Origin of the sequence: Lactococcus sp. dk101, from assembly GCF_009601055.1 — a bacterium.
GTDB lineage: Bacteria > Bacillota > Bacilli > Lactobacillales > Streptococcaceae > Lactococcus.
The window spans coordinates 1-24971 of the sequence record NZ_WITI01000012.1 but is presented as its reverse complement, the minus strand read 5'-3'; the positions used below and the strand labels follow the sequence as shown (position 1 = coordinate 24971).

Genomic DNA, 24971 nt, shown 5'->3' with positions numbered 1-24971 from the left:
GCATTTTTGCATAAAAAAAAGAAAGGTCAGGCCTTTCCTTTGAATAATTCATTATAGTGTGCTTGCGTTCGTATGGTGTTTAAGTCAACGTAACCAGAGTAACCACCGATTTTACCACGACTGGTGTATTGCTGCATGGCATAGGAAAGACTCGTTTTAGGCGAGGCGTCCCATACGCCTGTATTTCTACCGTAATCCGCCATCCAAATGGCATTAAATTTGCTGGTGTTAATCTTATTTTGTGTGATAAACCAATCCTGTGCGTAAATTCCGATTTTTTTAGCACCAAGTTTAACTAATTCAGAACGAAACGCTTCGATACCGCCGTTCATATCAGACATATTGGTTTCTTCGACGTCCAACCAATAGTATGTCGGATGATATTTTTTAGCATGGTCATAAAAATTCTTCGCTTGAGTTTTCATCTCACTGTTGGTCTTACCTGAAACATAAGCATAGACTGCGACAGGCACGCCTCTTTTCTGGAGCGCTGTAATATGCTGAGCATAGGCTTTGTCTTCACCAGACGCATAAGCAGAACCATCTGCTTTACCGGGCGTTCCTTCGACGCGGACTACCGCACCGATGACTTGACCCGCTAGAATATCATAGTTAATCTGACTGGGAAGCTGCCAACCCGACAGGTCAATCACTGGCTTATTCAAATTTACCACGGTGCTCTGTGCAGGAGTGACAGATTGGGCTTGACTTTCTTCCGTTTTGGCAGGTTGAATTCGAATAAGACCCAATAAACAGGTCAAACCAACCATTGCCACAGTGAAAATAAAAGCCGCCACAAATTTTAATTTTCTTCTCATTTTAGATTTTCTCATCTTCTTTATTTTAACAAAAAAAACCTTAAATATCCCTAGTTTGATACGCTCAAATCAAAAAATCATCATCCAGTAAAAATTCAGCAAAAACTTCATTGCCTAATTCAAATCCCTTGTCCGTCAACTGAATTATCTCTCGATTTTCTTTGAGCAGCCCGCGAGAAATATATTCTTCGACTACTTTGCCATATAGCTTATCAAAATCAATTCCAAACCGCTGTTCAAACTCGGCAACGGATACGCCTGATTTTTTCCGTAAGCCAAGAAACATTTCTTCTTCAATCTGTTCTTTTGAAGTCAAAAATTCTTCGTGAACGCGTTTGTTTTTTTCTTCGATATAATGATGAACAGGGCCGTGATTTTTATAACGCACGCCGTCCAAATAACCACTTGCACCGGCACCTACACCATAATACTCCGCATTGTCCCAATAAGTCAAATTATGTTGACTTTCATATCCAGGTTTTCCAAAATTGGACACCTCATAATGTTCATAACCATTTTCAGTCAAGCGTTTAATGATATATTCGTACATGTCCGCATTTTTGTCTTCGTTTGGCAGACGCAAAATTCCTCGCCTTTGACGATTCATAAATATGGTATGATCTTCTAAAATCAGACTGTACAAGGCAACGTGTGGCAAATTCAAGGCCAGCAATTTATCCAAATCCTCAATCACCATTTCCATGGTTTGACCCGGAAGAGCATAAATGAGATCAATCGTAATGTTATCAAAACCGTTGGCCCGCAATTTTTCGATGGACTCATAAACTTGCGCCTCCGTATGCACACGACCAATTTTCTTTAGTAATTTATTATTAAAGGTTTGAACACCAAGCGAAACCCGATTGACTGGTGAATTCGCCAAAACTTCAACCATCTCTTCTGACAAGTCTCCTGGATTGGCTTCTACCGTAAATTCACTCAAGACAGATAAATCCAGATTTTCTGTCAGTGCTGACAAAAGCTTTTTCATTTGCTCAGGCTCTAAAACAGACGGTGTCCCACCTCCGATATAAAGCGTTTTGAGGGATGTAATCTGGTAAGAGCGAAATTCTTCGATAAGCGCATCTAAATAATCGTCAACCGGTTGTCCTTCCAAAAAGACCTTGGCGAAATCACAATAATAACAAATATGTGAACAAAAAGGAATGTGAATATAGGCTGCTTTTGGCTTGTTCAAGTTTTACTTCTTTCTAATTGTTGCGGTATGGTGGGATTTCAACTGTGCTTTCATCAATTCAAAAATCAGGCAAAAGCTTAACCCAAGAATAATCAAATAGATGGGAAATGCAACTTCAGTCAAACTCCAGTTCTGTACTTCCGTAAAGCTTGCCAGAGATGACACCACTGACCCCAAATAGAGCCATCCATTTTCTGTTTGTGGATATTTCCAGCCCTTGATTAGTGTGGGAATAGCCGCCAAAATGTCTGTCCCTAATGACAAAATAATGGCTACATTGGCATCCTTTGTCAAAGCCCATGCAATCAAGGCTAAGAGGGCTAGCGCGCCACAAAGATAATCAATCTTTCCCATTTCCCAATAGGCGTCTTTATTAAAAAATGAGGCTAGAAAAATCAAAAGAGGCCCAAGACCCGATACGAAAACGGGGAGCACCGCCCAAGTAACCCCCGCTGAAAAAGCAGCAACAGAGCTAATCAATGGGGCAAGCGCCCAAATCAGCCAAGTGACTTTATTGGGCTGAACTTGTCCTTTTAATGTTGCAATCAGATAAAGCATTGAAAATGCCAGTCCGACAAGTGAGCCAAGGATTACGATAAGGTGCATCTTTACTTCTACACTCCACTTTCTGCCCCTTTTTTAAATCAAAATTTAAGGGTGCTTATTTTAGTCCATTATTATATTATAGCAAATTTGGCCTACTTTTAGAAGATGGTTATTCTGGAAAGCTGTATTGTGAAATTGCCAAATCGTCATAGGCCTGAAAATAGAGTGTTCTACTCTTTAAATCAACAGCGCTTCGATAAATGGTGTATGTGTCCGACCGTCCTTCTGACTTTGGAACCGTCACACTGTTCAATATATGCCAGGTCTCAATGACATTTTGGCGCTCAGTTGTAGCTACCACAGCCCGCTCTTTTAAAACGGTCGCGCGAATGAAACGGTTGGTGGGCGTAAAGCCCCCTGGAAAAACGGATTTGCCACTAAAATTACCTGTCGAAATCTGATTGAGACCGCTAGCAGAAAAGTCAAGATCAAGATAAGGCTTTAATTTTTCAATTTCATTTTCTAATTTTGGCGCATTTGTAACGACACCGATTGGATTTTCTTTCACCACAAGACTTCCCCCAAAAGGCTCAATCGAAATCAAGCGGCCCGTAGGATCAGTCAATGAAAAATGCAGGTCATTTCGGCCAAATTTAAGATTTGAAAATTCGTCAGTCATTAACTGAACGGTTTGAATTTTTTCAAGTGCATCTGCAACCGAGCGACAATTTCCCAAGAGCCATAGGACAAATTCAAATGCTGCCAAGTGAGTTAATCCCGCTTGAGGTTGACTTACGTATTGTGAAGCATTAGAAAAGGTTAATTTTTGAGCCGCTAATCCGTATTCATTGACACCATCAGAAATGTCCGCGTGTCCATGAACTGAATCACGTCCGACACCCAAAATAGCATAAGTGTTTTGAATGCGTTGGCCACTGTAAACAGACCGCCATCGATAAGCCTTAGGTATAGTTATTGGACGGGCAGGAAAGGAATGCCAATCCATTGTTCGAGCAAATAAGATTCCGCCATCTTGAGCGTTCATTTGAATTGATGTACACATGCCTTAATTTTAGCATATTAAACGCCGTTCCCCAACAGTCCCGCCTGAATAAAGCTCATACTACTTCTTGATATTTCTATAGCAACATAAAATTTAACATTTTTTATATTATGTAAACAGATAATAAAAATAAAAACGCAACTGCGTTTTTATCATTATTTCTTATTTGTACATTGCAAGCAAGCCAAGGAAGCTTTCAGCTACGAGTGAAGCGCCACCAACGAGTGCACCGTCAATGTTTTCTTTGCTCATCAATTCTTCAACAGTTTCAGGTTTAACTGATCCACCGTATTGGATACGAACAGCTTCAGAAACGTTTTTACCGTAAAGTTTTTCAACAACTGAACGAACAACGGCACAAGTTTCATCAGCGATTTCAGCTGTAGCAGTTTTACCAGTTCCGATAGCCCAGATTGGTTCGTAAGCGATAACCATTGAAGCCACTTGTTCAGCTGACAAACCTTTAAGTCCAGCTTCGATTTGACCTGAAACCCATTCAGCTGTTTTACCAGCTTCGAATGTTTCCAAAGTTTCACCACAACAAAGGATAGGTGTTACACCAGCAGCGAACAAAGCGTGTGCTTTTTTGTTGATGTCTTCATCTGTTTCGTGGAAATATTCACGACGTTCAGAGTGACCGATGATTGAGTATTCAATTCCTTCGTCAGCAAGTGATTTAGGTGAAGTTTCACCAGTGAAAGCACCTGAATTTTCGAAATAAACGTTTTCTGCAGCCACTTTAAGTGGGTTATTTCCACGGTGGTGTACCAATGGAATAAGATACATAGCTGGAGCAGCGATTGCTACTTCTACTTTATCTGCTGATGGCAATTTTCCATCGATATCTGACAAGAAAGCAAGTGTTTCTTTAAGGTTCTTGTTCAATTTCCAGTTACCTGCGATAATAGGTTTACGTGATGACATCTGAATATTCTCCTTTTTCAAACTTTGTTTTGCAAAGTTTTTGTGTCAATAAACACGAATACGTGTTTTCATTTAGAACAGACTTGTTCTATTTACAATATAATTTTATCACAAACAATGACTTTTGTCAGCCAAAAATGTTGGATATTGGTTTGTAATCGCTTTTTTATTCGTAATTTCATTGAAGGAATAAAAAAAGATAAAAGAAACTTTTATCTTTCATCTTATTTTAAAGTTTGTCTTTAATCGACTCAAAATTTTCTTTTAAAATCTCTGCTGATTTTAAGTAACTTTCCTGCTCCAGGGCATTCAAATCAAGTTCAAAGACCTCACGTACTCCAGTATGGTCAATCACGGCAACGGTACCGATATAGGTATCTGTAATGCCATATTGTCCTTCAAGATAAGTTGAAACAGGTAAAATGGCTTTTTCATTACGGGTAATTGCAATGGTCAAGCGGGCAAGAACGGAAGCAATGCCGTATGACGTGTTGCCTTTGCCAGTGAAAATTTCAAAACCAATGTCGCGCACGCGATTGTCAAAATAGTCAAAATCAGCTAATTTTGATTGAGGATGTTTTTTCAACCAGGTTGTCAACGGAAGCGAGCCAATCATCATGTTAGACCAAGCTGCAAAACTTGAGCTACCATGTTCGCCTAGAACGTACCCATGAATGTTTTTTGGATCGACATCAAGTTCTTCTGCAATCATATCACGTAAACGTGCCGTTTCCAAAAGTGTCCCTGTTCCAATGATTTGATTATTAGGCAAGCCTGAAACTTCAGCGATGACTTGAGAAATCACATCTACTGGATTTGAGGCAACCAAGAAAATCCCATTAAACCCTGAAGCCATTACACTTTGGGTGATGGACTTAATCATTGACACGTTCGCTTCTAAAAGTTTCAAACGGTCTAAATCGCCATCAAATGTTGCTGCACGAGCGTTGGCAGTAATGACAACAATATCTGCGTCATGACAGTCAGCATAGTCAGCTGACGTAATTTTTTTTGTTGATGTTGAAAGATAAGGAACTGCGTGGAGTAAATCCCAAGCGTTTGCCTGTGTTTTTTCCTTGTTCAGGTCGATGATGGCAATTTCGTCAACGAAATCCCCTGCGACAAGTGTATTGGCATAAGTCATGCCAACGGCACCGGCACCAACAATCGCTACTTTACTCAATTGTGAATTCTCCTTTAATTGTAACTCTTAATTATTTTACCTTATTTTGATAAGCTCTCGCAAGCACTTCGTCTTGCTTCATTTGCTCAACTAAGGCGTCAATCCCATCAAATTTAATCATGTCACGGATTTTATCCAGCCAATAAACCGTCAATTTTTCGCCATAAATATCCAAATCAAAATCAAAAACGTGAACCTCGATGGTTTGTTCTTTGCCATTGAAAGTCTCGTTGTAACCAATAGACGCAAAGCCACGATGACGTTCGCCTTGAATTAAAACATCTACTGTATAAACGCCTGCTGGCGGAATACGAATATAGTCTTTAATGACCAAATTTGCTGTTGGATAGCCCAACTGGCGACCTCTTGCAAAACCATGTACCACAAGGCCGGTCATTTCGTACGAATAACCTAAAAGGGCATTGGCCTTTTCGATGTCGCCCTGATTGATGGCATCACGAATGCGTGTAGATGAAATTTTAAGCCCACCATCAGACACTTGAGGAACATGAATGGCTTCATATTGATCCGTCGCTTCAAGTTGTTTCATGTCTGAACCTGTTTTATGATCGAACCCAGTAATAATCACTTTTGGATTGAATTTTGAAAGGATCTTTTCGCTAAATTCAGTGGTTGTCATTTTGGCAAATGAAGACGTCATGTCCTTAAATACCAAAAAATCAACCCCATTTTCAGCAAATAAGGCTGCTCTTTTCTTATCACTTGTTAGTTTTAAAAGCATGTCTGGTTCAAATTTTTTAAATGTCAAGCTTGGCTTTTCTGGAAAAGTAAGCACAACAATTTTCAAATTTTTTGCTTTGGCGACTTCTCTAGCCTTAGCAAAGAGTGCCTGATGTCCACGGTGGAGGCCGTCAAAATAACCTAAAACCAAAACGGATGCATCATCAAAGCGCATATTATCATCATAATCTAATATTTCCATAACAATTCTTTTAGCCAAAAACTTTGCTTGGCTTCCAAACTCCTTCTTTTTCGGGATGTTTCATATAGATAGCGACCAGTTGATTGTCATACATAGCAGCAAATTTGTCTGTTGTCAGCGCTGACAGTGCCACAAAATCAGCTTGGTCAAACTTTTTGCCCACTTTTGCTGCCTCTGCCTGTGCTTGACTCAAATTGATTTTCGTCAAATCTGAAACAGCATACTCAATCGGATACAAAAATTCAGAAAGTCGATTTTCATCACGCATTTTTTCGATGGTTTCAAGCGAGATTGCTTGATCAATTAAAAGGCCGTTGGCTGCGGTTCTTTGTAACTGTGACATATGACCAGCCAGTCCCAATTTTTGAGCCAAATCAACAGATAAGGTTCTGACATAGGTTCCTTTGCTACAGGCTACTTTAAAGCGAAAACGAGCCGTCTGTTCATTTGCGTCATAGCTGACAGGACTTGTTCGCTCAAAAGATTTTATGGTGATCAAACGGGCGGGGCGGTCGATTACTTTGCCTTCCCGTGCATACTCGTACAGCTTTTTGCCGTTGATTTTGACCGCCGAATACATGGGCGGAATTTGTTCAATTTCACCGACAAAGCTTGCGATAGCCGCATCAATTCTGTCAGCGCTGACCGTTTCCAAAAGCGGTGTACGTGAAATCACTTTGCCTTGCGCATCTTCTGTGTCCGTCGAAAAGCCAAGCGTCACTTCGCCTTCATAGACTTTTCCAGCTTGTTCCATATATTCAAGAAGGCGCGTTGCTTTCCCAACGGCAACAGGCAAAACGCCCGTAACTTCAGGATCCAACGTTCCTCCATGACCGATTTTTTTTGTTTTCAAAATGCCTCGGAGCTTCGCAACCACATCAAAAGATGTCCAGCCGGCTTCCTTATAGACATTTAAAATTCCATTCCAATTTTCATTCATCTCTAGAATTATATCATTTATTTCTAAAAATGGCTTTTTTCTACTTTTTGTATTTGTAAAAAAAAGAAAAATGACTTCTTAAAAGTCATTTCTTTATCTTCTGTTTCAGTAGAAGAACGGAACAGCTCATCTTTTATGCTAATTCAGACATTCTAAAACAGCTCTCAACGTGGTCATTGATGACACCAATGGCCTGCAAATAGGCATAAATGACCGTAGAGCCGGTGAATTTAAAGCCCCGTTTTTTCATGGCCTTACTCATGCGATCTGACAGCTCATTGGTTGCGGGAACCATTGCCTCGTCAATAACATGGTGTTGTTCAACTTGCCCCTCTGTGAACGACCAGATATAAGCATCAAATGAGCCCCATTCTTTTTGAATTTCGAGCACCAATTTTGCATTGGCAATCGCGGCATTGATTTTCATTCGGTTGCGAATAATTCCCGCATCTTGCATGAGTGTTTCAACCTTCTGTTCATCATAGGCCGCTACTTTTTCAATGTCGAATTCATCAAAGGCAGCATAAAAATTTTCTTGTTTGTTCAAAATAGTTTTCCATGAAAGACCTGCTTGATTGATGTCCAAAATCAATTTTGCAAATAATTCTTGGTCATCATGAAGCGGACTCCCCCAAAATGTATCATGATAATGAATCATCTTTTCTGAACTCTGACACCAAGCACAACGCTGTTTTTCTGTCATAAGCATTCTCCTTTTTATATATTTAACATAATTTACTTTATGTTAAGTAAGAACATTTTACCTTTTTATTCTTTTTTCTCAATCGGTGCCATAGCTGCCAATAGGCGTTTCATGCCCACTTCTGGGAAATTGATTTTCAATTCCATATTATTTCCAGAACCTGTTACACTGAGCACCATTCCTTCGCCCCATTTGCGATGAAGTACGGTATCTCCGATTTGCCAATTGACCACTGCCTTATTGTTGGCTGTGTTTTTAACAACTTTACTAGCAGGGTTGATTGCAGCTTTACGATTATGAATGGCATCTGTCATTGATAGTCCTGAACCAAAACGGGTAGTGCCATTATTATTTTTATAGCTTGCATTGAAACTTGTGTTGGCTTTTCTGGCAAGTCCAGCATACTCAAGCAAGTTGTCATCAATTTCACTGATGAAACGACTTGGACGATTGTAACTTGATTTACCATAAAGGACACGTTGGTTGGCATTTGTCAAATACAAGGTTTTTTCAGCTCTCGTAATTCCGACATAAGCAAGTCTGCGCTCTTCTTCAAGCTCTTCTGCGTCCTCATTGGCACGTCCAAGTGGGAAAATATTTTCTTCCATCCCAATCAAAAAGACAATCGGAAATTCAAGCCCTTTGGCTGCGTGTAAGGTCATCAATGTGACAACATCTGAGTCTTCTTCAACCGAGTCAGTATCGGCAATCAAGCTCAAATCATTCAAGAAACGGCTCAATTTATCAAGCCCTGTTTCTTCAATCGGCTCGGCAGTTGTGACATCAGTTGGTTGTTCTGTCTTTTCATCGAAATTTTTTGTCACAGATAAGAATTCTTCGATATTCTCAACCCGACTTTGACTTTCAATGTTATTTTGGATTTTAAGACTGTCCAAATAACCTGAACGTTTGAGGACTTCTTCAACCATTTCCGTGATGGTCATCTGGTCTGCACGCTGACGCAATAAGTCAAACATGACGCCCAAATCAAAAATAGCACCTGCTGCTTTTCCACGGACATCAGACAAGGTAATGTCCATGGTAACTTCTTCCATCGACTTCTCACGGCTATTGGCAAATTGACGTAACTTATCGACGGTTCCTGGGCCAATGCCACGTTTAGGTTCGTTGATAATACGCTCAAAGCTCAAATTATCCGATGGATTAGCAATGACATTCAAGTATGAAATGACATCACGAATTTCTTTACGTGAATAGAACTTAGTTCCACCGACCATGCCATAAGGAATGTTTGACTTCAGAAATGCTTCTTCAATATTACGTGATTGAGCATTTGTCCGGTAAAGCACAGCAAAATCACTGTATTTCTTACCTTCTAGGCGGACTTGTTCCGTGATTTTTTGTGCTGCAAAGATGGCTTCATCTCGTTCATCATTGGCACGATAATAGACGATTGACTCGCCTTCGTCATTTTGTGTCCATAAGTCTTTCGGACGACGATTGACATTATTTTTAATGACATTATTGGCCGCTTGCAAAATGGTTTTTGTTGAGCGATAGTTTTCTTCAAGCAAAACGACTTGAGCTTTTGGATAATCCTTCTCGAAGTCTAAAATGTTTTGCATATCTGCTCCACGCCAGCCATAGATTGATTGGTCAGCATCACCAACAACACAAAGATTTTCAAAACGTGAAGCCAGTAATTTGACGAGTTGATATTGAGCATGGTTGGTATCTTGATATTCGTCCACATGAATGTATTGGAATTTCCCTTGGTAATAAGTCAATACATCAGGGTTTTTATCAAATAAACGCAAGGTTTGCATGATTAAGTCATCAAAATCCATAGCTTCTGACTTACGTAATTCTGCTTGATAAGCTTTATAAACGCGTGCAGTCAGCAATTCGTAAGGATTTCTTGCGTTCGCTTGTGCCTCGTAAGCTTCTTCGTCGAGCAAGTCATTTTTTGCATTGGAAATGGTTCCTAAAAGGGTTTTTGGTTCCCATTTTTTAGGATCCAAGTTCATTTCCTTCAAAATTCGTTTCATTAAGGTTTTTTGTTCACCTGGGTCAACAATCGTAAAGTTTCGGTTGTAACCAATATGATCCGCGTCACGTCTCAAAATTCGAACACACATGGAGTGAAATGTGGCAATCAGGGTATCTTGCGCACGTGGCGTCAATACCAATGCACGTTCACGCATTTCACGGGCCGCTTTATTCGTAAAGGTAATGGCTAAAATATTCCATGGGTTAACCATTTTTTCATCAATCAGATAAGCGATACGGTGCGTTAAAACCCGTGTTTTTCCAGATCCTGCACCCGCCATAATTAAAAGAGGCCCCTCCGTAGTTACGACTGCCTTTGCCTGTTTTTCATTCATTCCTTGGAGTAATTGATTCATTTTTTCTTTCCTTATTTGAGCAATTTCACTTGCTTTTCTAAATGTTCAGCTCCTCTATTATACCATGACTTTCAGATTATGACAGGAATGATTTGATGAAATTTTTCTCATTTTAACAGCTTCCCTTTTGTCAGCACTGACAAAAAAATATCTCTTTGAAATCTAAAATTAATATAATTATTCATATTATTTAATGACATTTTTGAAATGTAAGCGTATAATAAAAGTATAACAAAATATACATATTGGAGGATTTTTCAATGAAACTAGCAGGTAAAGTCGCACTCGTTACTGGCGCTTCAATGGGCATGGGTAAAGGCCATGCAGAAACTTTTATCGCCGAAGGTGCAACCGTTTATTTGGCAGATATTAATGACGAAAAAGGATTGGCAACCGCCACAGAATTGGGCGACAAAGCGCACTTTGTCCATCTCGATGTCACCAATGAAGAAGACTGGCAAAATGCGATGGCTACCATCGAGGCAAACGACGGTGTATTGGATATTTTGGTCAATAATGCCGGAATCAGCGTCTTCCTTCCCTTGTCAGCTATGACAAAAGACCAATACATGAAATCCATTGAAATCAATCAGCTTTCTGTCTTCTTGGGCATGAAATATGCACTTCCTTTGCTTGAAAAGAGCAAGGCTGCCTCAATCATTAACATTTCATCGATTGAAGGTTTCCACGGCTCAGCAGGCGGCTATGCTTATGTCAGCTCAAAATTCGCTGTTCGTGGCTTAACACGTTCGGCTGCGCTTGAATTTGCTGCCAAAAATATCCGTGTGAATTCTGTTCACCCGGGTGCTGTTGAAACACCAATGGTGCTTGAAGCGACTGGCGCTCAAAAAGAAGCCATTGAACAGTTCAAGACAACCATTCCAATGAAACGCATGGCAAAACCAGCGGAAATTTCAAAACTGGTGCTTTTCCTTGCTTCTGACGATTCTTCATATTCAACAGGTGCCGAATTTATCGTTGATGGCGGAACCTTAGCTTAAAAATTAAAAGTAAGCGTGGCTTACTTTTTTTGTTGACAAAGCTACTAAAATACAGGATAATGTGGCTATGGAAAAAGAATATGTACGTTTGACTGAGGCGCTGACAAAGATGGAAGTGAATTCCGTTTTAACAGCCCAAGAACTTACTGGACTTTCGCGAGCCGAAATCATCGACTTTGTTAGAAAGAACCCTAAACTTCGGATTTTTGACAATGTCAGCTCTAGCTGGATCAATGAAACTGCCGAAGGACATTGCTAAAAAAGCTGTCAGTTCTGACAGCTTTTTTTAATTCTTAAAGGAATGAATTGGTGCTGGAATTTGTCCACCACGCGCGATAAAATCTTCTGATGACGCTTGATTGACCGGCATGACTGGCGCCGTGCCCAAAAGACCGCCGAATTCGATTTGTTGGCCTGCCTTGCCAAGCGGGATCACGCGAACCGCTGTTGTCTTTTGATTGATAACGCCAATCGCTGCTTCGTCAGCAATCATACCAGAAATGGTACTTGCTGGTGTCGTTTCAGGAATGGCAATCATGTCAAGGCCAACCGAGCAAACGCAGGTCATGCCTTCCAGTTTATCAAGTGACAGGGCGCCCGAATTGACCGCCGCAATCATGCCTTCGTCTTCAGACACTGGAATAAAGGCACCTGATAGACCACCCACTTTTTCGGCCGCCATGACGCCTCCCTTTTTGACTGCGTCATTGAGCATGGCAAGCGCAGCAATCGTGCCGTGCGTTCCAACTGTTTCAATACCGATTTCTTCAAGGACACGAGCAACGGAATCGCCAACGGCTGGCGTTGGTGCAAGCGACAAATCGACCACGCCAAAAGGGACATTCAAACGTTCGCTTGCCATTTTCCCAATCAACTGACCAATGCGTGTGATTTTAAATGCCGTTTTCTTAATGGTTTCAGCAACCACATCAAAACTTGCACCTGGGATTTTTTCCAAGGCACGTTTGACAACACCTGGGCCTGAAACTCCGACATTGATAACGACATCTGCCTCGCCGACACCATGAAAAGCACCCGCCATAAACGGATTGTCCTCAACTGCATTGGCAAAAACGACCAATTTGGCACAGGCCATTTTATCACGCGCAGCCATTTTCTTGATGATTTCGCCCATGTCTTTGACTGCTGTCATATTAATGCCTGCTTTGGTTGAGCCGATATTGACAGAGGCACAAACTCTGTCCGTTGCCGCCAGTGCATTGGGCAAGCTATCAATCAAAATTTTATCTCCCTTTTGATAGCCTTTTTGGACAAGTGCCGAAAATCCGCCAATAAAATCAATGCCAATCTCTTTGGCTACCTTATCCATGGCCAGCGCGAGCGGTGTATAATCATCGCTGTCTGTTGCAGCGCCAATCAAAGCAATCGGCGTTACTGACACCCGTTTATTGACAATTTTAATACCAAGTTCTTGCCCAATCTCATCGCCAACCTTGACCAAATTTCCTGCTTTTAATAAGATTTTTTGATAAATTTTTTCAGCAGCCCGGTTAATATCAGGGTCGATGCAGTCTAATAAACTAATGCCCATAGTAATCGTTCGAATGTCAAAATTTTGCTCGTCAATCATGGACAAAGTTTCTTTAATTTTTTGAATTTCCATTCTGAATCCCCCTTACAACTCATGCATGGCATTAAAAATTGCCTCGTTTTGAAGGTGAACACGAACGCCTAAAGCATCACCTTTGGCTTGGATTTTTTCTTGCAGAGTCAAAAAATTAACCCCATCTTCGATACTGACCACCATCATCATGGTGAATGCCCCTCTCATCAGGGTCTGTGACATTTCCAAAATATTGACATTTAAATCAGCCAAAGTTGCTGTGATACCCGCAACAATCCCCACTTTGTCTGACCCAACTACTGTTACAACTGCTTGCATGATTTTCTCTTTTCTAAAACAAATTTTCTATCATTATATCATTTTTTGTTCAATCACACACAAACAATAAAAGCTGTCAGTGCTGACAGCTTTTTAAAACTTATTTCAAATCGTTGATATTTCCAATTTTAAAGTCGGAACTGGTCAATTCAAATTTATTTTTGACACCAGAAGTCAAATAGACTTTATTATCTTTGTCAACAATGACCACGTCGGTATTTTTCATTTTTTCAACCATTTCGTATGCTTCTTTAGTTCCCATACTAAAGAGAACCGTTGATAAGCCATCGCCGTTGGTTGGATCTTCACCAGAAATCAATAAGGTAATGCTTGCGATGTCGTTGTTAAATGGATAGCCCGTTTTTGGATTTAATTCATGAGAATACTTGACACCGTCAACAGTCAGATAACGTTCATAAATACCTGAGGTATTGACGTGCTGGTTAGCCGCTTGCAAGACTCCCATCTGTGCCCCAGTCGGATCATTCGGATTTTTAATACCAATACGCCAAGCTGAGTTGTTACTTCTTGGAGAATCCCCAATCACATAAATCGAACTTGAACCCAGGTTAACAATCCCTGTTGTCACACCTGCTTTCTTCAAATCGTCCACCATCAGCATGGCCACATACCCTTTGACAATTGATCCCAAATCCAATTTGGTTCCTTTATGCGTCAAATATACGCTGTGAGTCGCATCGTCCATCTGGACATATTTATAATTGATGGTTGGTAAAACCTGATCAATCTCGGCTTGAGTTGGTTTTTTCTCATCAGGAAAACCAATGTCCCAGAGTTTTGACAAGCGTCCAACCGTAATGTCATACCCACTTTCTGGATATTGTTCAGAATAAGCTAGACCATCTTTAATCAGCTGATAAACCCCTTTGTCAACTTGGACAGGTTTAATTCCAGCGTTTTGATTGATTTGATCGACCTGTGACCCATTTGAATTGACGGTTGTCCAGCTGTTGTACTGAACCGGAATTTTGAGGGCCTCTTTGACCGCATTTTCCTTGTTTTTGTCATAGACCGTTACCTGAATAAAGGTTCCCATGGTACTGACATCTTTAGTCAGAGGAGTCGTTAATAAATCTCGATTATCGGCAGTTGATGAACAAGCCGCTAAAAAACTCAGGCTTGACACAAATGCTAAAATTAAAGCAAATTTTTTCATTCTTTTCAATTTTTCACGAAAGAAACAACTTTTTGATAAAGCTGTTTCGTTTTTCCTTTATTAAATTTTTATTCTTCAGTTGTTTCCGTTGTTTCAATCGCCTTGTCAGCGCTGACAGCTTCCGTTTCATCCTGATCAATCGCTTCATCAGTCTCAAGTTCTGCTTCAACCAATGCAAAGGTTACGATTTGAGCATCGTCATCAAGACGCATGACTTTAACCCCTTGTGCCGCACGTCCAGTTTGAGAAATGTTCTGAACGCTTGTTCTGATGATGACACCTGTGTCAGTAATGACCATGATATCTTCATCACCGTTAATGGCTGACAGACCAGCAAGCTTCCCTGTCCGTTCCGTCACGTTCATTACTTTAATCCCTTTACCGCCACGACCTTTGGTTGGGTATTCGCTGGCTGCTGTGCGTTTTCCTAAACCATTTTCAGCAATAACCAAGATTTCTTGGCCTTCTTTAACTGTTGATGAACCAACAACAAAGTCACCTTCACGGAGATTAACCCCTTTGACCCCTGTTGCGGCACGGCCCATATCACGAACTAGATTTTCAACAAAGCGAACTGAATAGCCATTGTGCGTCCCAATGATAATTTCTTCTTGACCATGTGTCAAAAGCACATTGATCAATTCGTCTTCGTCACGCAAATTCAATGCCTTCAAACCATTGGTTCTGATGTTATCAAATTGGTGCAAGTTGGTTCGTTTAACCACACCAAGACGCGTCGTAAAGAAGAGATAACGTTCTTCTTCAGAATGTGCGACATTGATGACTGTTTGTACTTTTTCACCATCGTCAAGCTTCAGCAAATTAACGATTGGAAGACCTTTGGCAGTCCGTCCATATTCAGGAATTTCATATCCCTTCATCCGATAAACACGGCCTTTGTTAGTAAAGAAGAGCAAATAATCATGCGTTGATGTAGAAACCAAGTGTTGAACAAAGTCATTATCACTCATGCCCATGCCTTGAACCCCACGCCCACCGCGGTTTTGGGCACGGAATTCGTCATTGGCAAGACGTTTGATATAACCCTTGTTTGACAAAGTAATCAAGACATCTTCTTCTTCAATCAAATCTTCATCTTCAATTGTCAAGACATCGCCGACCAACAATTCTGTCCGACGGTCATCGGCGAATTTACGTTTGATTTCTTCCATTTCATCACGAATAATGGTTTTAACGCGTTCAGGTTTTGCCAAAATATCAGCCAAGTCAGCAATCAAAGCGACTAAATCTTGATATTCATTTTCAATCTTATCACGTTCCAAACCAGTCAAACGGCGCAAACGCATGTCCAAGATGGCTTGTGATTGTTTTTCAGAAAGCGAGAATTCAACCATCATGGCTTCTTGAGCAATGGCATCCGTTTTCGACTCACGAATGATACTGATGATCCGATCGATATTATCAAGCGCAATGCGCAAGCCTTCTAAAATGTGCGCGCGAGCTTCAGCACGCGTTTTATCGAATTGTGTCCGACGGGTTACCACTTCGATTTGGTGTTCAATATAATCCACCAAAATTTGTTTGAGCGAAAGAACCTTAGGAATTCCTTTTTCAATCGCCAACATATTAAAACCAAATGAAGTCTGCAAAGAAGTCAATTTAAACAAATTGTTCAAAATTACGGCAGCCGATAAATCACGACGAACCTCGATAACCACACGAATTCCTTCACGGTTTGATTCATCACGAACTGCTGTTAAGCCTTCAATCCGTTTTTCATGGTTCAAACGAACAATGTGTTCAACCAATTTGGCTTTATTGACCATGTAAGGCAATTCAGTAACAACAATGCGTTCTTTACCGCCAGCAAGTTCTTCGATATGTGTTTTCGCACGTACCGTGATTGACCCTTTACCAGTTTCATAAGCACGACGAATGCCAGCTTTCCCCATGACAATCCCACCAGTTGGGAAGTCTGGTCCAGGCAATACGGTCATCAAATCAGCAAGTGTTGCATCAGGATTTTCCATCAACATGTCTGCGGCTGCAATCGTTTCGCCAAGGTTATGCGGCGGAATATTAGTTGCCATCCCTACGGCAATCCCAGTTGTTCCATTTACTAAAAGGTTAGGAAAACGAGCGGGTAAAATCACAGGTTCACGTTGTGAACCGTCATAGTTGTCAACGAAATCAACCGTGTTTTTGTTAATGTCACTTACAAGTTCAAGCGCCAATTTGGACATACGTGCTTCAGTATAACGCATTGCGGCAGCGCCATCGCCGTCCATAGAACCAAAGTTACCATGACCATCCACAAGCAAATGACGGTAACTCCACCATTGTGCCATTCTGACCATTGCTTCATATATTGAGCTATCACCATGTGGGTGATACTTACCCATAACATCCCCTACAATACTTGCAGACTTACGATGTGGTTTATCTGGTGTATATCCACCATCAATCATTCCATAGATAATACGGCGGTGGACAGGTTTAAGACCATCGCGGACATCTGGCAAAGCACGAGCAACAATTACTGACATCGCATAGTCGATGAAACTTGTTCGCATTTCTTTTGCTAGATTGACTGTTACAACATTTTTATCTTCCATGTTTCCCACTTTCAAAGCAAAATTTAACAAAACTGGATATCATTCCATTTGTAAACATACTTCCTTAATTATACCAAAAAATCTGATTTTTTGCGACTTTCTTGAAGAGGGCTTTTCTACTATTTGCTTGCCTTTCTCTCATTTTTACAAATAAAAAAAGAGCCAGGCTCATTTTTTATATTTTAGGGATAAAAAGATTACCTAAAGTAGCTGCCATTACTGCTTTTATGGTATGCATTCGATTTTCTGCCTGTTGAAAAACAACCGAATGTTCCGAATTAAAAATCTCATCGGTTACTTCAAGCTCATCCAAATTGTATTCCCATTTGATTTCTTTCATGATTTCCGTGTTCAAATCATGGAAACTTGGCAAACAATGCATGAAAATAAAGTCCTTATTGATGATTTTTTCTGTCAATTTTTTATTGACTTGATAGGCTAGGAGTTGCTTGATACGTTCAGAAGTTTGACTTTCTTCGCCCATGCTGACCCAGACATCCGTATAAATAATGTCTGCTTTTTCTACTGCGTCCAAATCACACCGAATACTTAATTTGGCTTGACTTTGCAGGGCCAATTTCTTCGCTAACTGCTGAATGTCCTTTTTGGGTTGTAAATCAAGCGACGAAACAATGGTTACATTGACCCCTAAGATTGCCCCAGTAACCAACAAAGAATGAGCCACATTGTTTCTACCGTCGCCAATATAAACTAAAGTCAAGCCTTTAAGACTTCCAAAATGTTCCTTCATGGTCATAAAATCAGCCAACATTTGTGTGGGATGCCAGGCATCTGTCAAGCCATTCCAAACTGGCACACCTGACTCCTGAGCCAAAATTTCGACGTCTTCTTGTTTAAAACCACGAAATTCAAGACCGTCAAACATTTTACCAAGAACCTTTGCCGTATCCGCAATCGATTCTTTTTTGCCAAGTTGAATATCAAGCGGTCCTAGAAATTCGACATGCGCTCCTAAGTCTTGTCCCGCTACCGTAAAAGCAGCACGGGTACGCGTCGATGCTTTTTCAAATATCAAGGCTAAATTCTTCCCTGTCAAATACTGATGCGGAATATGATTGGCTTTCAATTTTTTCAGATGAATGGCAAAATCAATCAAATAAAGCAACTGCTCTTTTGTAAAATCAACTTCTTTTAAAAAACTTTTTCCTTGAAACATTTTATCCCCTTTATTTTGTTTGTCCTAATTGAAAATGCTTTTGAATCGATTTTTCGATTTTATTTTCTTTCAAAAGCTGATTGATAATTTTATTTACTTCCTGTGTCAAATCCCCAGATCCTTTAGGCATGGCAATGACCATTCCTGAGGTATCTGTCAGCTCTGGCAAGGTCATGTCAGCGATGACAAGGTCAGGATTTGCGACCACAAAACTTTCGGCAGTCGTCTTTTCCATGATTGCCCCCGCGACCTGACCATTCTTTACCTCGGTTACTTCAGGAGCCATCTGACTCAAGGCGATTGCGGTTAGCTGAGGCAATTTTTTCTGCGCCAATTCTTCTTGGACGGTCCCTTTTTGAACCGCTATTTTTTGCCCCTTCAAATCGGATATTTCTTTATATTTATTCATGTTGCTTTTCTGAATAAGCATCACATTTTTTGTATGATAATAAATAGTCGATAAATCGTAAGTTTGAGCCCTTTTTGCAGTGTATGAAATATCTGAAATCGCCATATCCGCTTTTCCACTCGCTAAAGCAGTTAATACATTATTGAAATCCATACTTTGAAATTTGACTTTCACGCCTAAGCTTTTACCAATTTCATTTGCCAAATCAATATCTGAGCCGATAATGGTATTTTTTCCATCTTTTATGATCTGATACTCAAATGGCGGATCATCTGGCGATAAGGCAACTGTAAGTATTCCTTTTTCTTTAATCTGCTTGAGCGCATCGTTTGATTTGCTCTTCTGACAAGCTGTTAAAGTTCCCAAGACAATTATAAAAAGACCAGCAACTAATATTTTTTGAATTTTCATACTTTATCTCTCCCTGTTAAATAATTATACATTATTATTATCACATGTCAAATATTTATACACATTATTTAATAATTATGAAAAAGAAAAAAGCGAGTTCTAATCGCTTTTTAATCTTCATCCATGGAGAGGACTGAAAGGAAGGCTTCTTGAGGGACTTCCACAGAGCCAATGGCTTTCATCCGCTTTTTACCGGCTTTTTGTTTTTCTAAGAGTTTTCGTTTACGTGAAATATCTCCACCGTAACATTTGGCAAGCACATTTTTACGCAAGGCCTTAATGTCACTTCTGGCCATGACTTTATTTCCAATCGTGGCTTGAATCGGCACTTCAAATTGTTGACGCGGAATTAATTTACGTAATTTTTCTACAATCAAGCGGCCACGTTCTTGAGCGAATTCTTTATGTGAAATGAAACTGAGCGCATCGACCTTATCACCATTGAGCAAAATATCCATCTTGACCAGGTTTGAAGGACGATAATCAGAAATTTCGTAATCAAAACTGGCATAGCCTTTAGTTGATGATTTGAGTTTGTCGAAGAACTCGAAAACAATTTCACTTAAAGGAATATGATATTGCACATTGACGCGGTTAGCATCCAAATAATCCATGGTGATGAAATCTCCACGTTTGCGTTGCGCAAGTTCCATGACGGGACCTACAAATTCATTAGGAACCATGATTTGTGCCTTCACAAAAGGCTCTTCAATAGCTTCAATTTGGGTAGGGTCTGGAAATTCTGAAGGGTTGGCTACTTCAAGCGTTTCGCCTGAGGTTGTCTTGATATGATAGACAACAGAAGGTGCTGTCATTATCAAGTCCAGATTGAATTCACGCTCCAAACGTTCTTGAATGACGTCCATATGCAGCATACCAAGGAAACCACAACGGAAACCAAAGCCCAAGGCTTGTGACGTTTCAGCTTCAAACTGAAGGCTGGCATCATTCAACTGCAAACGTTCAAGTGCTTCTCTCAAATCATTATATTTGTTTGATTCGACTGGATAAATCCCCGCAAATACCATTGGGTTCATTTTCTTATAGCCTGTCAAAGCTTCTTGTGCTGGATTTTCCGCTGAGGTAATCGTATCACCGACACGAGTATCTTGTACGGTTTTGATGGCTGCTGCAATATAACCAACATCTCCTGCCATCAAAAAGTCACGTGAAACGGCTTTGGGTGTGAAAATTCCCACTTCTGTCACATCAAATTCTTTGCCATTTGACATCAATTTAATCTTGTCGCCAACTTTAACAGAGCCGTCCATGAGACGAACCTGCAAGATGACCCCACGATAAGAATCATAGACAGAGTCAAAAATCAAAGCTTTCAAAGGTGCTTCAACGTCACCACTTGGTGCTGGAACTTTCTCAACAACTTGTTCAAGAATTTCTTCAATCCCAATGCCTGCTTTCGCTGAAGCAAGAACAGCTTCTGAAGCATCAAGACCAATGACATCTTCAATTTCTTGACGCACCACTTCTGGTTGTGCAGATGGGAGGTCAATTTTATTGATGACCGGCAATATTTCAAGGTCATTATCCAAAGCCAGATAGACATTGGCCAAGGTTTGTGCTTCAATCCCTTGCGCTGCATCCACCACCAAAATGGCACCTTCACAGGCAGCCAGTGAGCGAGACACTTCGTAAGAAAAATCGACGTGACCGGGAGTGTCAATCAAATGGAAAATGTAAGTTTCACCATCTTTTGCATGATAATTCAATTCAATGGCATTTAATTTAATTGTAATCCCACGTTCACGCTCCAAATCCATGCTGTCCAGCATTTGCGCTTGTAATTCACGTTTTGAAACGGTTTCTGTCAACTCTAAAATTCGGTCCGCCAGTGTACTTTTCCCGTGGTCAATATGTGCAATGATTGAGAAATTTCTGATTTTCTCCTTGCGTTCGTTCATTTCTTTGATATTCATTAGAATTTCCTCATTTAAATTTAGGCTATTGATACTATTATAACATAGTCTATAAGTCCACAAGGAAGTTGAACTCATTTTTGAACTTATTGACTTCTTTTCACACGATAACCTTTGGGAGTAATGAATTTTTGAATTCCTCCCATGATAAGGTCTGATAAAATTGCCATCAAGGCCGTTGGCAATGCGCCCGCTAAAATAATGGCACCCCCATTTGTGGCGTTGGTACCTCTGATAATAATATCGCCAAGGCCTCCACCGCCAACAAAGGCACCAATAGCTGTAATCCCTATTGCAACAACGAGGGCATTACGGACACCTGCAATAATGACTGAGACCGATAGAGGCAACTCAACTAAAATCATCCGTTGTTTGCGTGTCATTCCCATTCCTTTTGCAGCATCAACCAAATTAACATCAACACTCTTTAAGCCCGTATAAGTATTACTGATAATGGGCAACAATGAATAAAGGAAAATGGTCGCAATGACCGTTTTTTGACCCAAACCAAGCCCAAGCATGAGAATGGAAATCATAGCGAGCGATGGTATGGTTTGCAGGACATTTGCTGCGCCTAGAATATATTTCTTCAATTTTCCTTTTTTAGCAATCATAATTCCCAGTGGAATACCGATGAGCGATGCTAAAAGGACACCATAGATGGAAATGAGAAAGTGCGTGATAAATTGTTGGAGGACATAGGTGCCATTGTGGCTGAAATAATAAATAAATTGTTGCAGGGTATTCATATCTTTCATTTTAGTTGTCTCCTTCAAAATAATCATGTGCTTCTAAAAAGTTCTTGGCGACTACAGAAGGTTCAAGCAGTTTGTCATCCACTTGATAGTTCAAGTTTTGCATTTCTTCTACAGATATTTTTCCGTCAAGTTTATGCAAGACCTCACTCAGTTTCGGATATTTTTCTAGTAAGTCATCATTGACAACCATTGACGCTTGATAAGGTGGGAAAAGCTGTTTGTTATCTTCCAAAACCTTCAAATCATAACTCTTAATGCGACCGTCGGTTGAATAACCCAATACGGCTTGCATCTTGTCTGTTTCTACAGCGTCGTAAACGAGGCCAATCTGCATGGGATAGATATTGGCAAAATCAAAACCATAAATTTCTTTGAAACTAGAGTAACCATCCCCTTTTCTGTTCATCCACGTACTGTCAACACCGACTTTGGCAGTTGAAGCAATTTTTTTCAAATCTGAAATGTCATTGATTTTCTTTTCTTTTGCCAAATCAGACTTAATCATAAAAGCATATGTATCTGAAAAGCCATAAGAAGGGAACCATGTTTGTTTGTAGCGTTCTTTAAATTCTTTTGTAACGATTTCGGTTGCTTTTTCTGGGTCTTTTTCTGTTTCCATCCCAAGCGTTCCTGTCAAATCAGTTCCTGTATAACGCGTGGCAGCAATATCTGCATCACCTCTTACCAAGGCTTGATGAACAACTGTTGAAGAGCCAAGATTTGAGATGATTTCTGTCTTATAATCTAAATCATGTGCCACTAATTGAGCAATCATATTGGCCATAATGCTGGATTCTGTCGTACTCATGGCAGCAATCTTAATGGTTGATGACCCTTTGGTCAGTCTTGAACACCCACTCAAGCCAATCATTACACCAAAGAGGGCAAGAAATGTAATCCACTTACGTATCTTCAAATTGAACTCCTTTCTGAATGTACGGTCACACGATCTTCAAGCTTCTGAAGTAAAAAATCTGCTAATAGTGCAAGAATGATAACGGGGATAGTTCCTCCAATAATCAGTGACGGATTGAAAAGATTTAGGCCGCTAAAAATAAGGTCTCCTAGTCCACCGGCACCGATATATGAAGCAATCGTTGCCCAAGAAATGACATAGACTGTTGACAATCGAATTCCGGCCATGATTACAGGGAGTGCGAGAGGCAGTTCAACGTAGAACAGGCGTTCATTTGCCGTCATTCCCATCCCTTTGGCACTATCAATCAAGTTTGGATCTACATTTGATAAACCGATATAGGTATTACGCATGATGGGCAGCAAGGAATAAATAAAAAGTGCAATAACTGCTGGTGTTTTTCCTATGCCAAAAAGTGGAATCATCATGGCTAAAAGAGCTAAACTGGGAATGGTTTGAAAAATATTAGCAATCCCGATAAAAAATTTAGCACTTTTTGGTGCGCGCGTGAGGAGAATCCCGATTGGGACAGCAAAAAGAGTTCCCAAAAGAATGGCCAATGCAGAGATGTAAAGTTGTTCCCAAGTCTTAACTAATAACTGACTGCCGTATTCATTTAAAAATTCAATCATTCGACTCCCCCCAAACAATACCATAAATGAGTGATACCAATGACGAGCGGGTAATGATTCCTTTGACTTGATTCTTGTCATCAGTGACAGGAACAAATTTTACGCCACCTTTTAAAATTGGCGCGACAACATCTCGTAAGCTGTCATTTTCATCAACAGTAAAAGGAACCTTGACCATCAAATCCTCAACTAAAATGTTTTTATTTAGTGATTTAGTAAATTGGTCAATATCGATTTTACCGACAAGTTGACCAGCCTCGGTGACTAAAAGCGAGTCCACATGACTTTCTTTCATTTTGTGTGCGGCATCAATCAATCGTGTGCCTTTGGCAACAGTAATGGGATGACTCAACATAATGTCTTTAACACATGAATTGTTGGCTTGCGCACTAATCAATCGTTCTGATCCAATCATTTTCTCAACAAATTCATTGGCTGGATTTTTCAGTATTTCTTCTGGTGTCCCTTGTTGAACCATTTTTCCAGAATCCATGACAACAATTCGTGTTGCCAATTTTAAGGCTTCATCCATGTCATGTGTGACTAATACGATCGTTTTACCTAGTTCTTCTTGCAGGTATTTGACTGTATTTTGGACACCATCACGCGTGATTGGGTCTAAGGCGCCGAATGGTTCATCCATCAAAATAATGTTTTGATCGGCTGCAAGGGCACGAATAACCCCAATCCTTTGCTGCTGACCACCTGAGAGTTCAGACGGATAACGGTCTAAATATTCTTCTGGTAGTTCAACCATTTGGATGAGTTTTTTGGCTTTTTCTTTCTTTCTGCTTTCTTTCCACTTTAATAATTTTGGCACTAAAGTAACGTTATCATAAATCGACATGTGTGGCATTAACCCAATGCTTTGAATCACGTAGCCAATTTTTCGGCGCAGTTCGATTGGATTAAAACGTTTAATGTTCTCTCCATTGAATAAAATGTCTCCATGTGTTGGTTCAATCATACGATTGATCATTCGCAAGAGTGTTGATTTACCTGATCCACTTGTACCGATAAAGCAGATAAAATCCCCCGGCATAATTTTCAAGTTGATTTTCTCAACCGCTACATTATCGCCGTATAATTTTTCAATATCCTTAAATTCAATAATGGCTTGTGTCATCCGTTCCTCCTCTATTGACTCTGTTTCTATTGCTATAAAAACATTTTTATTGACATTTATATAACATATTATACCATAAATTAAAGTGTGTAACTTTTACGTACTGAATTTTGTGTTTTTCATATCATATATAATTTAAATACCCGAATTGCTAGTTGATTATTTTGCCATCACTTGATAGCCAATTGAGTACTTCAAAGTCTCTGGTTTCAATGTTTTAGCCAGCTTTAGAAGAATAGAGTACGCTAAAAAGATCATTTCTAATTT

The 24971-nt window shown here is 40.1% G+C and carries 23 protein-coding genes and 1 pseudogene; 2 read left to right on the top strand and 22 right to left on the bottom strand.

All coding sequences use genetic code 11. From position 1 onward, the window contains the following. Nucleotides 1-26 precede the first annotated feature (26 nt). The 10 genes from GHI45_RS08745 to pcrA form a co-directional block, all read right to left on the bottom strand. The gene (locus GHI45_RS08745) at nt 27-818 is read right to left on the bottom strand and encodes a glycoside hydrolase family 25 protein (protein ID WP_147780373.1); all 792 of its coding nucleotides are present in this window, start codon (nt 816-818) and stop codon (nt 27-29) included. A 64-nt stretch (nt 819-882) separates the two neighbouring features. Beyond that, nucleotides 883-2016: a radical SAM family heme chaperone HemW gene (hemW, locus tag GHI45_RS08740; protein ID WP_147780374.1), complete on the bottom strand. Its 1134-nt coding sequence runs from the start codon at nt 2014-2016 to the stop codon at nt 883-885. Nucleotides 2017-2019: 3 nt separating this feature from the next. Then, nucleotides 2020-2622: a hypothetical protein gene (locus GHI45_RS08735; protein ID WP_228386059.1), complete on the bottom strand. Its 603-nt coding sequence runs from the start codon at nt 2620-2622 to the stop codon at nt 2020-2022. 109 nt (nt 2623-2731) lie between these two features. Further along, nucleotides 2732-3625 carry a choloylglycine hydrolase family protein gene (locus GHI45_RS08730; protein ID WP_147780375.1) on the bottom strand — a complete coding sequence of 298 codons (894 nt, stop codon included), beginning with the start codon at nt 3623-3625 and terminating at the stop codon, nt 2732-2734. Between the two features lie 162 nt (nt 3626-3787). After that, entirely contained in the window at nt 3788-4549 is a 762-nt protein-coding gene (gene tpiA / locus GHI45_RS08725; RefSeq protein WP_147780376.1) for a triose-phosphate isomerase, read from the bottom strand. Nucleotides 4550-4778: 229 nt separating this feature from the next. Continuing rightward, entirely contained in the window at nt 4779-5732 is a 954-nt protein-coding gene (locus tag GHI45_RS08720) for an L-lactate dehydrogenase (protein WP_147780377.1), read from the bottom strand. Nucleotides 5733-5763: 31 nt separating this feature from the next. Then, a complete protein-coding gene (locus tag GHI45_RS08715; protein ID WP_147780378.1) occupies nt 5764-6675 on the bottom strand; it encodes a bifunctional riboflavin kinase/FAD synthetase in 912 nt (303 codons plus the stop codon). Nucleotides 6676-6685: 10 nt separating this feature from the next. Beyond that, complete coding sequence (truB, locus tag GHI45_RS08710) at nt 6686-7615, bottom strand: tRNA pseudouridine(55) synthase TruB (protein ID WP_147780379.1); 930 nt, start codon at nt 7613-7615, stop codon at nt 6686-6688. Nucleotides 7616-7748: 133 nt separating this feature from the next. Further along, nucleotides 7749-8318, bottom strand: a complete 570-nt coding sequence (locus GHI45_RS08705; protein WP_147780380.1) for a DNA-3-methyladenine glycosylase I — start codon at nt 8316-8318, stop codon at nt 7749-7751. A gap of 65 nt (nt 8319-8383) precedes the next feature. Continuing rightward, nucleotides 8384-10684: a DNA helicase PcrA gene (gene pcrA, locus GHI45_RS08700; protein WP_147780381.1), complete on the bottom strand. Its 2301-nt coding sequence runs from the start codon at nt 10682-10684 to the stop codon at nt 8384-8386. A gap of 260 nt (nt 10685-10944) precedes the next feature. On the opposite strand from pcrA, the gene GHI45_RS08695 reads away from it, so the two are divergent. Both GHI45_RS08695 and GHI45_RS08690 read left to right on the top strand, forming a co-directional pair. Then, nucleotides 10945-11685, top strand: a complete 741-nt coding sequence (locus GHI45_RS08695) for an SDR family NAD(P)-dependent oxidoreductase (protein WP_147780382.1) — start codon at nt 10945-10947, stop codon at nt 11683-11685. A 67-nt stretch (nt 11686-11752) separates the two neighbouring features. Further along, nucleotides 11753-11944: a hypothetical protein gene (locus tag GHI45_RS08690; RefSeq protein WP_147780383.1), complete on the top strand. Its 192-nt coding sequence runs from the start codon at nt 11753-11755 to the stop codon at nt 11942-11944. A 27-nt stretch (nt 11945-11971) separates the two neighbouring features. On the opposite strand, the gene GHI45_RS08685 is transcribed toward GHI45_RS08690, so the two are convergent. From GHI45_RS08685 to GHI45_RS08630, 12 genes and pseudogenes are all read right to left on the bottom strand, one after another. After that, nucleotides 11972-13309 carry a PFL family protein gene (locus GHI45_RS08685; RefSeq protein WP_147780384.1) on the bottom strand — a complete coding sequence of 446 codons (1338 nt, stop codon included), beginning with the start codon at nt 13307-13309 and terminating at the stop codon, nt 11972-11974. A 12-nt stretch (nt 13310-13321) separates the two neighbouring features. After that, nucleotides 13322-13588: an ACT domain-containing protein gene (locus GHI45_RS08680; protein WP_147780385.1), complete on the bottom strand. Its 267-nt coding sequence runs from the start codon at nt 13586-13588 to the stop codon at nt 13322-13324. A 100-nt stretch (nt 13589-13688) separates the two neighbouring features. Then, complete coding sequence (locus tag GHI45_RS08675) at nt 13689-14765, bottom strand: FAD:protein FMN transferase (protein ID WP_147780386.1); 1077 nt, start codon at nt 14763-14765, stop codon at nt 13689-13691. Nucleotides 14766-14833: 68 nt separating this feature from the next. After that, nucleotides 14834-17341: a DNA gyrase subunit A gene (gyrA, locus tag GHI45_RS08670; protein WP_147780387.1), complete on the bottom strand. Its 2508-nt coding sequence runs from the start codon at nt 17339-17341 to the stop codon at nt 14834-14836. Between the two features lie 175 nt (nt 17342-17516). Next, the gene (gene argF, locus GHI45_RS08665; protein WP_147780388.1) at nt 17517-18518 is read right to left on the bottom strand and encodes an ornithine carbamoyltransferase; all 1002 of its coding nucleotides are present in this window, start codon (nt 18516-18518) and stop codon (nt 17517-17519) included. Between the two features lie 10 nt (nt 18519-18528). Continuing rightward, nucleotides 18529-19338 (bottom strand): transporter substrate-binding domain-containing protein, encoded by an 810-nt coding sequence (locus GHI45_RS08660; protein WP_147780389.1) that lies wholly within the window; start codon nt 19336-19338, stop codon nt 18529-18531. Nucleotides 19339-19448: 110 nt separating this feature from the next. Beyond that, nucleotides 19449-21272: a translation elongation factor 4 gene (gene lepA / locus GHI45_RS08655; protein WP_147780390.1), complete on the bottom strand. Its 1824-nt coding sequence runs from the start codon at nt 21270-21272 to the stop codon at nt 19449-19451. 86 nt (nt 21273-21358) lie between these two features. After that, complete coding sequence (locus GHI45_RS08650) at nt 21359-22030, bottom strand: ABC transporter permease (protein ID WP_187230111.1); 672 nt, start codon at nt 22028-22030, stop codon at nt 21359-21361. Between the two features lies 1 nt (nt 22031). After that, entirely contained in the window at nt 22032-22901 is an 870-nt protein-coding gene (locus GHI45_RS08645; RefSeq protein WP_147780398.1) for an osmoprotectant ABC transporter substrate-binding protein, read from the bottom strand. A gap of 41 nt (nt 22902-22942) precedes the next feature. Next, a complete protein-coding gene (locus GHI45_RS08640; protein ID WP_147780391.1) occupies nt 22943-23578 on the bottom strand; it encodes an ABC transporter permease in 636 nt (211 codons plus the stop codon). Beyond that, nucleotides 23571-24704 (bottom strand): ABC transporter ATP-binding protein, encoded by a 1134-nt coding sequence (locus tag GHI45_RS08635; RefSeq protein ID WP_147780392.1) that lies wholly within the window; start codon nt 24702-24704, stop codon nt 23571-23573. Before GHI45_RS08635 ends, GHI45_RS08640 begins: the two co-directional genes overlap by 8 nt. A gap of 159 nt (nt 24705-24863) precedes the next feature. Continuing rightward, nucleotides 24864-24971: pseudogene (locus GHI45_RS08630) on the bottom strand (IS982 family transposase); the annotation flags it as partial.

Coding starts and splice junctions, on each gene's coding strand:
- GHI45_RS08650 (WP_187230111.1), bottom strand. CDS start 22,030: ATGAAAGATATGAATACCCTGCAACAATTTATTTATTATTTCAGCCAC.
- GHI45_RS08660 (WP_147780389.1), bottom strand. CDS start 19,338: ATGAAAATTCAAAAAATATTAGTTGCTGGTCTTTTTATAATTGTCTTG.
- GHI45_RS08715 (WP_147780378.1), bottom strand. CDS start 6,675: ATGGAAATATTAGATTATGATGATAATATGCGCTTTGATGATGCATCC.
- GHI45_RS08690 (WP_147780383.1), top strand. CDS start 11,753: ATGGAAAAAGAATATGTACGTTTGACTGAGGCGCTGACAAAGATGGAA.
- truB (WP_147780379.1), bottom strand. CDS start 7,615: ATGAATGAAAATTGGAATGGAATTTTAAATGTCTATAAGGAAGCCGGC.
- GHI45_RS08745 (WP_147780373.1), bottom strand. CDS start 818: ATGAGAAGAAAATTAAAATTTGTGGCGGCTTTTATTTTCACTGTGGCA.
- GHI45_RS08640 (WP_147780391.1), bottom strand. CDS start 23,578: ATGATTGAATTTTTAAATGAATACGGCAGTCAGTTATTAGTTAAGACT.
- GHI45_RS08685 (WP_147780384.1), bottom strand. CDS start 13,309: ATGGAAATTCAAAAAATTAAAGAAACTTTGTCCATGATTGACGAGCAA.
- gyrA (WP_147780387.1), bottom strand. CDS start 17,341: ATGGAAGATAAAAATGTTGTAACAGTCAATCTAGCAAAAGAAATGCGA.
- lepA (WP_147780390.1), bottom strand. CDS start 21,272: ATGAATATCAAAGAAATGAACGAACGCAAGGAGAAAATCAGAAATTTC.
- GHI45_RS08730 (WP_147780375.1), bottom strand. CDS start 3,625: ATGTGTACATCAATTCAAATGAACGCTCAAGATGGCGGAATCTTATTT.
- tpiA (WP_147780376.1), bottom strand. CDS start 4,549: ATGTCATCACGTAAACCTATTATCGCAGGTAACTGGAAATTGAACAAG.
- GHI45_RS08695 (WP_147780382.1), top strand. CDS start 10,945: ATGAAACTAGCAGGTAAAGTCGCACTCGTTACTGGCGCTTCAATGGGC.
- GHI45_RS08645 (WP_147780398.1), bottom strand. CDS start 22,901: ATGATTGGCTTGAGTGGGTGTTCAAGACTGACCAAAGGGTCATCAACC.
- GHI45_RS08705 (WP_147780380.1), bottom strand. CDS start 8,318: ATGACAGAAAAACAGCGTTGTGCTTGGTGTCAGAGTTCAGAAAAGATG.
- GHI45_RS08680 (WP_147780385.1), bottom strand. CDS start 13,588: ATGCAAGCAGTTGTAACAGTAGTTGGGTCAGACAAAGTGGGGATTGTT.
- pcrA (WP_147780381.1), bottom strand. CDS start 10,684: ATGAATCAATTACTCCAAGGAATGAATGAAAAACAGGCAAAGGCAGTC.
- GHI45_RS08735 (WP_228386059.1), bottom strand. CDS start 2,622: ATGCACCTTATCGTAATCCTTGGCTCACTTGTCGGACTGGCATTTTCA.
- GHI45_RS08675 (WP_147780386.1), bottom strand. CDS start 14,765: ATGAAAAAATTTGCTTTAATTTTAGCATTTGTGTCAAGCCTGAGTTTT.
- GHI45_RS08635 (WP_147780392.1), bottom strand. CDS start 24,704: ATGACACAAGCCATTATTGAATTTAAGGATATTGAAAAATTATACGGC.
- argF (WP_147780388.1), bottom strand. CDS start 18,518: ATGTTTCAAGGAAAAAGTTTTTTAAAAGAAGTTGATTTTACAAAAGAG.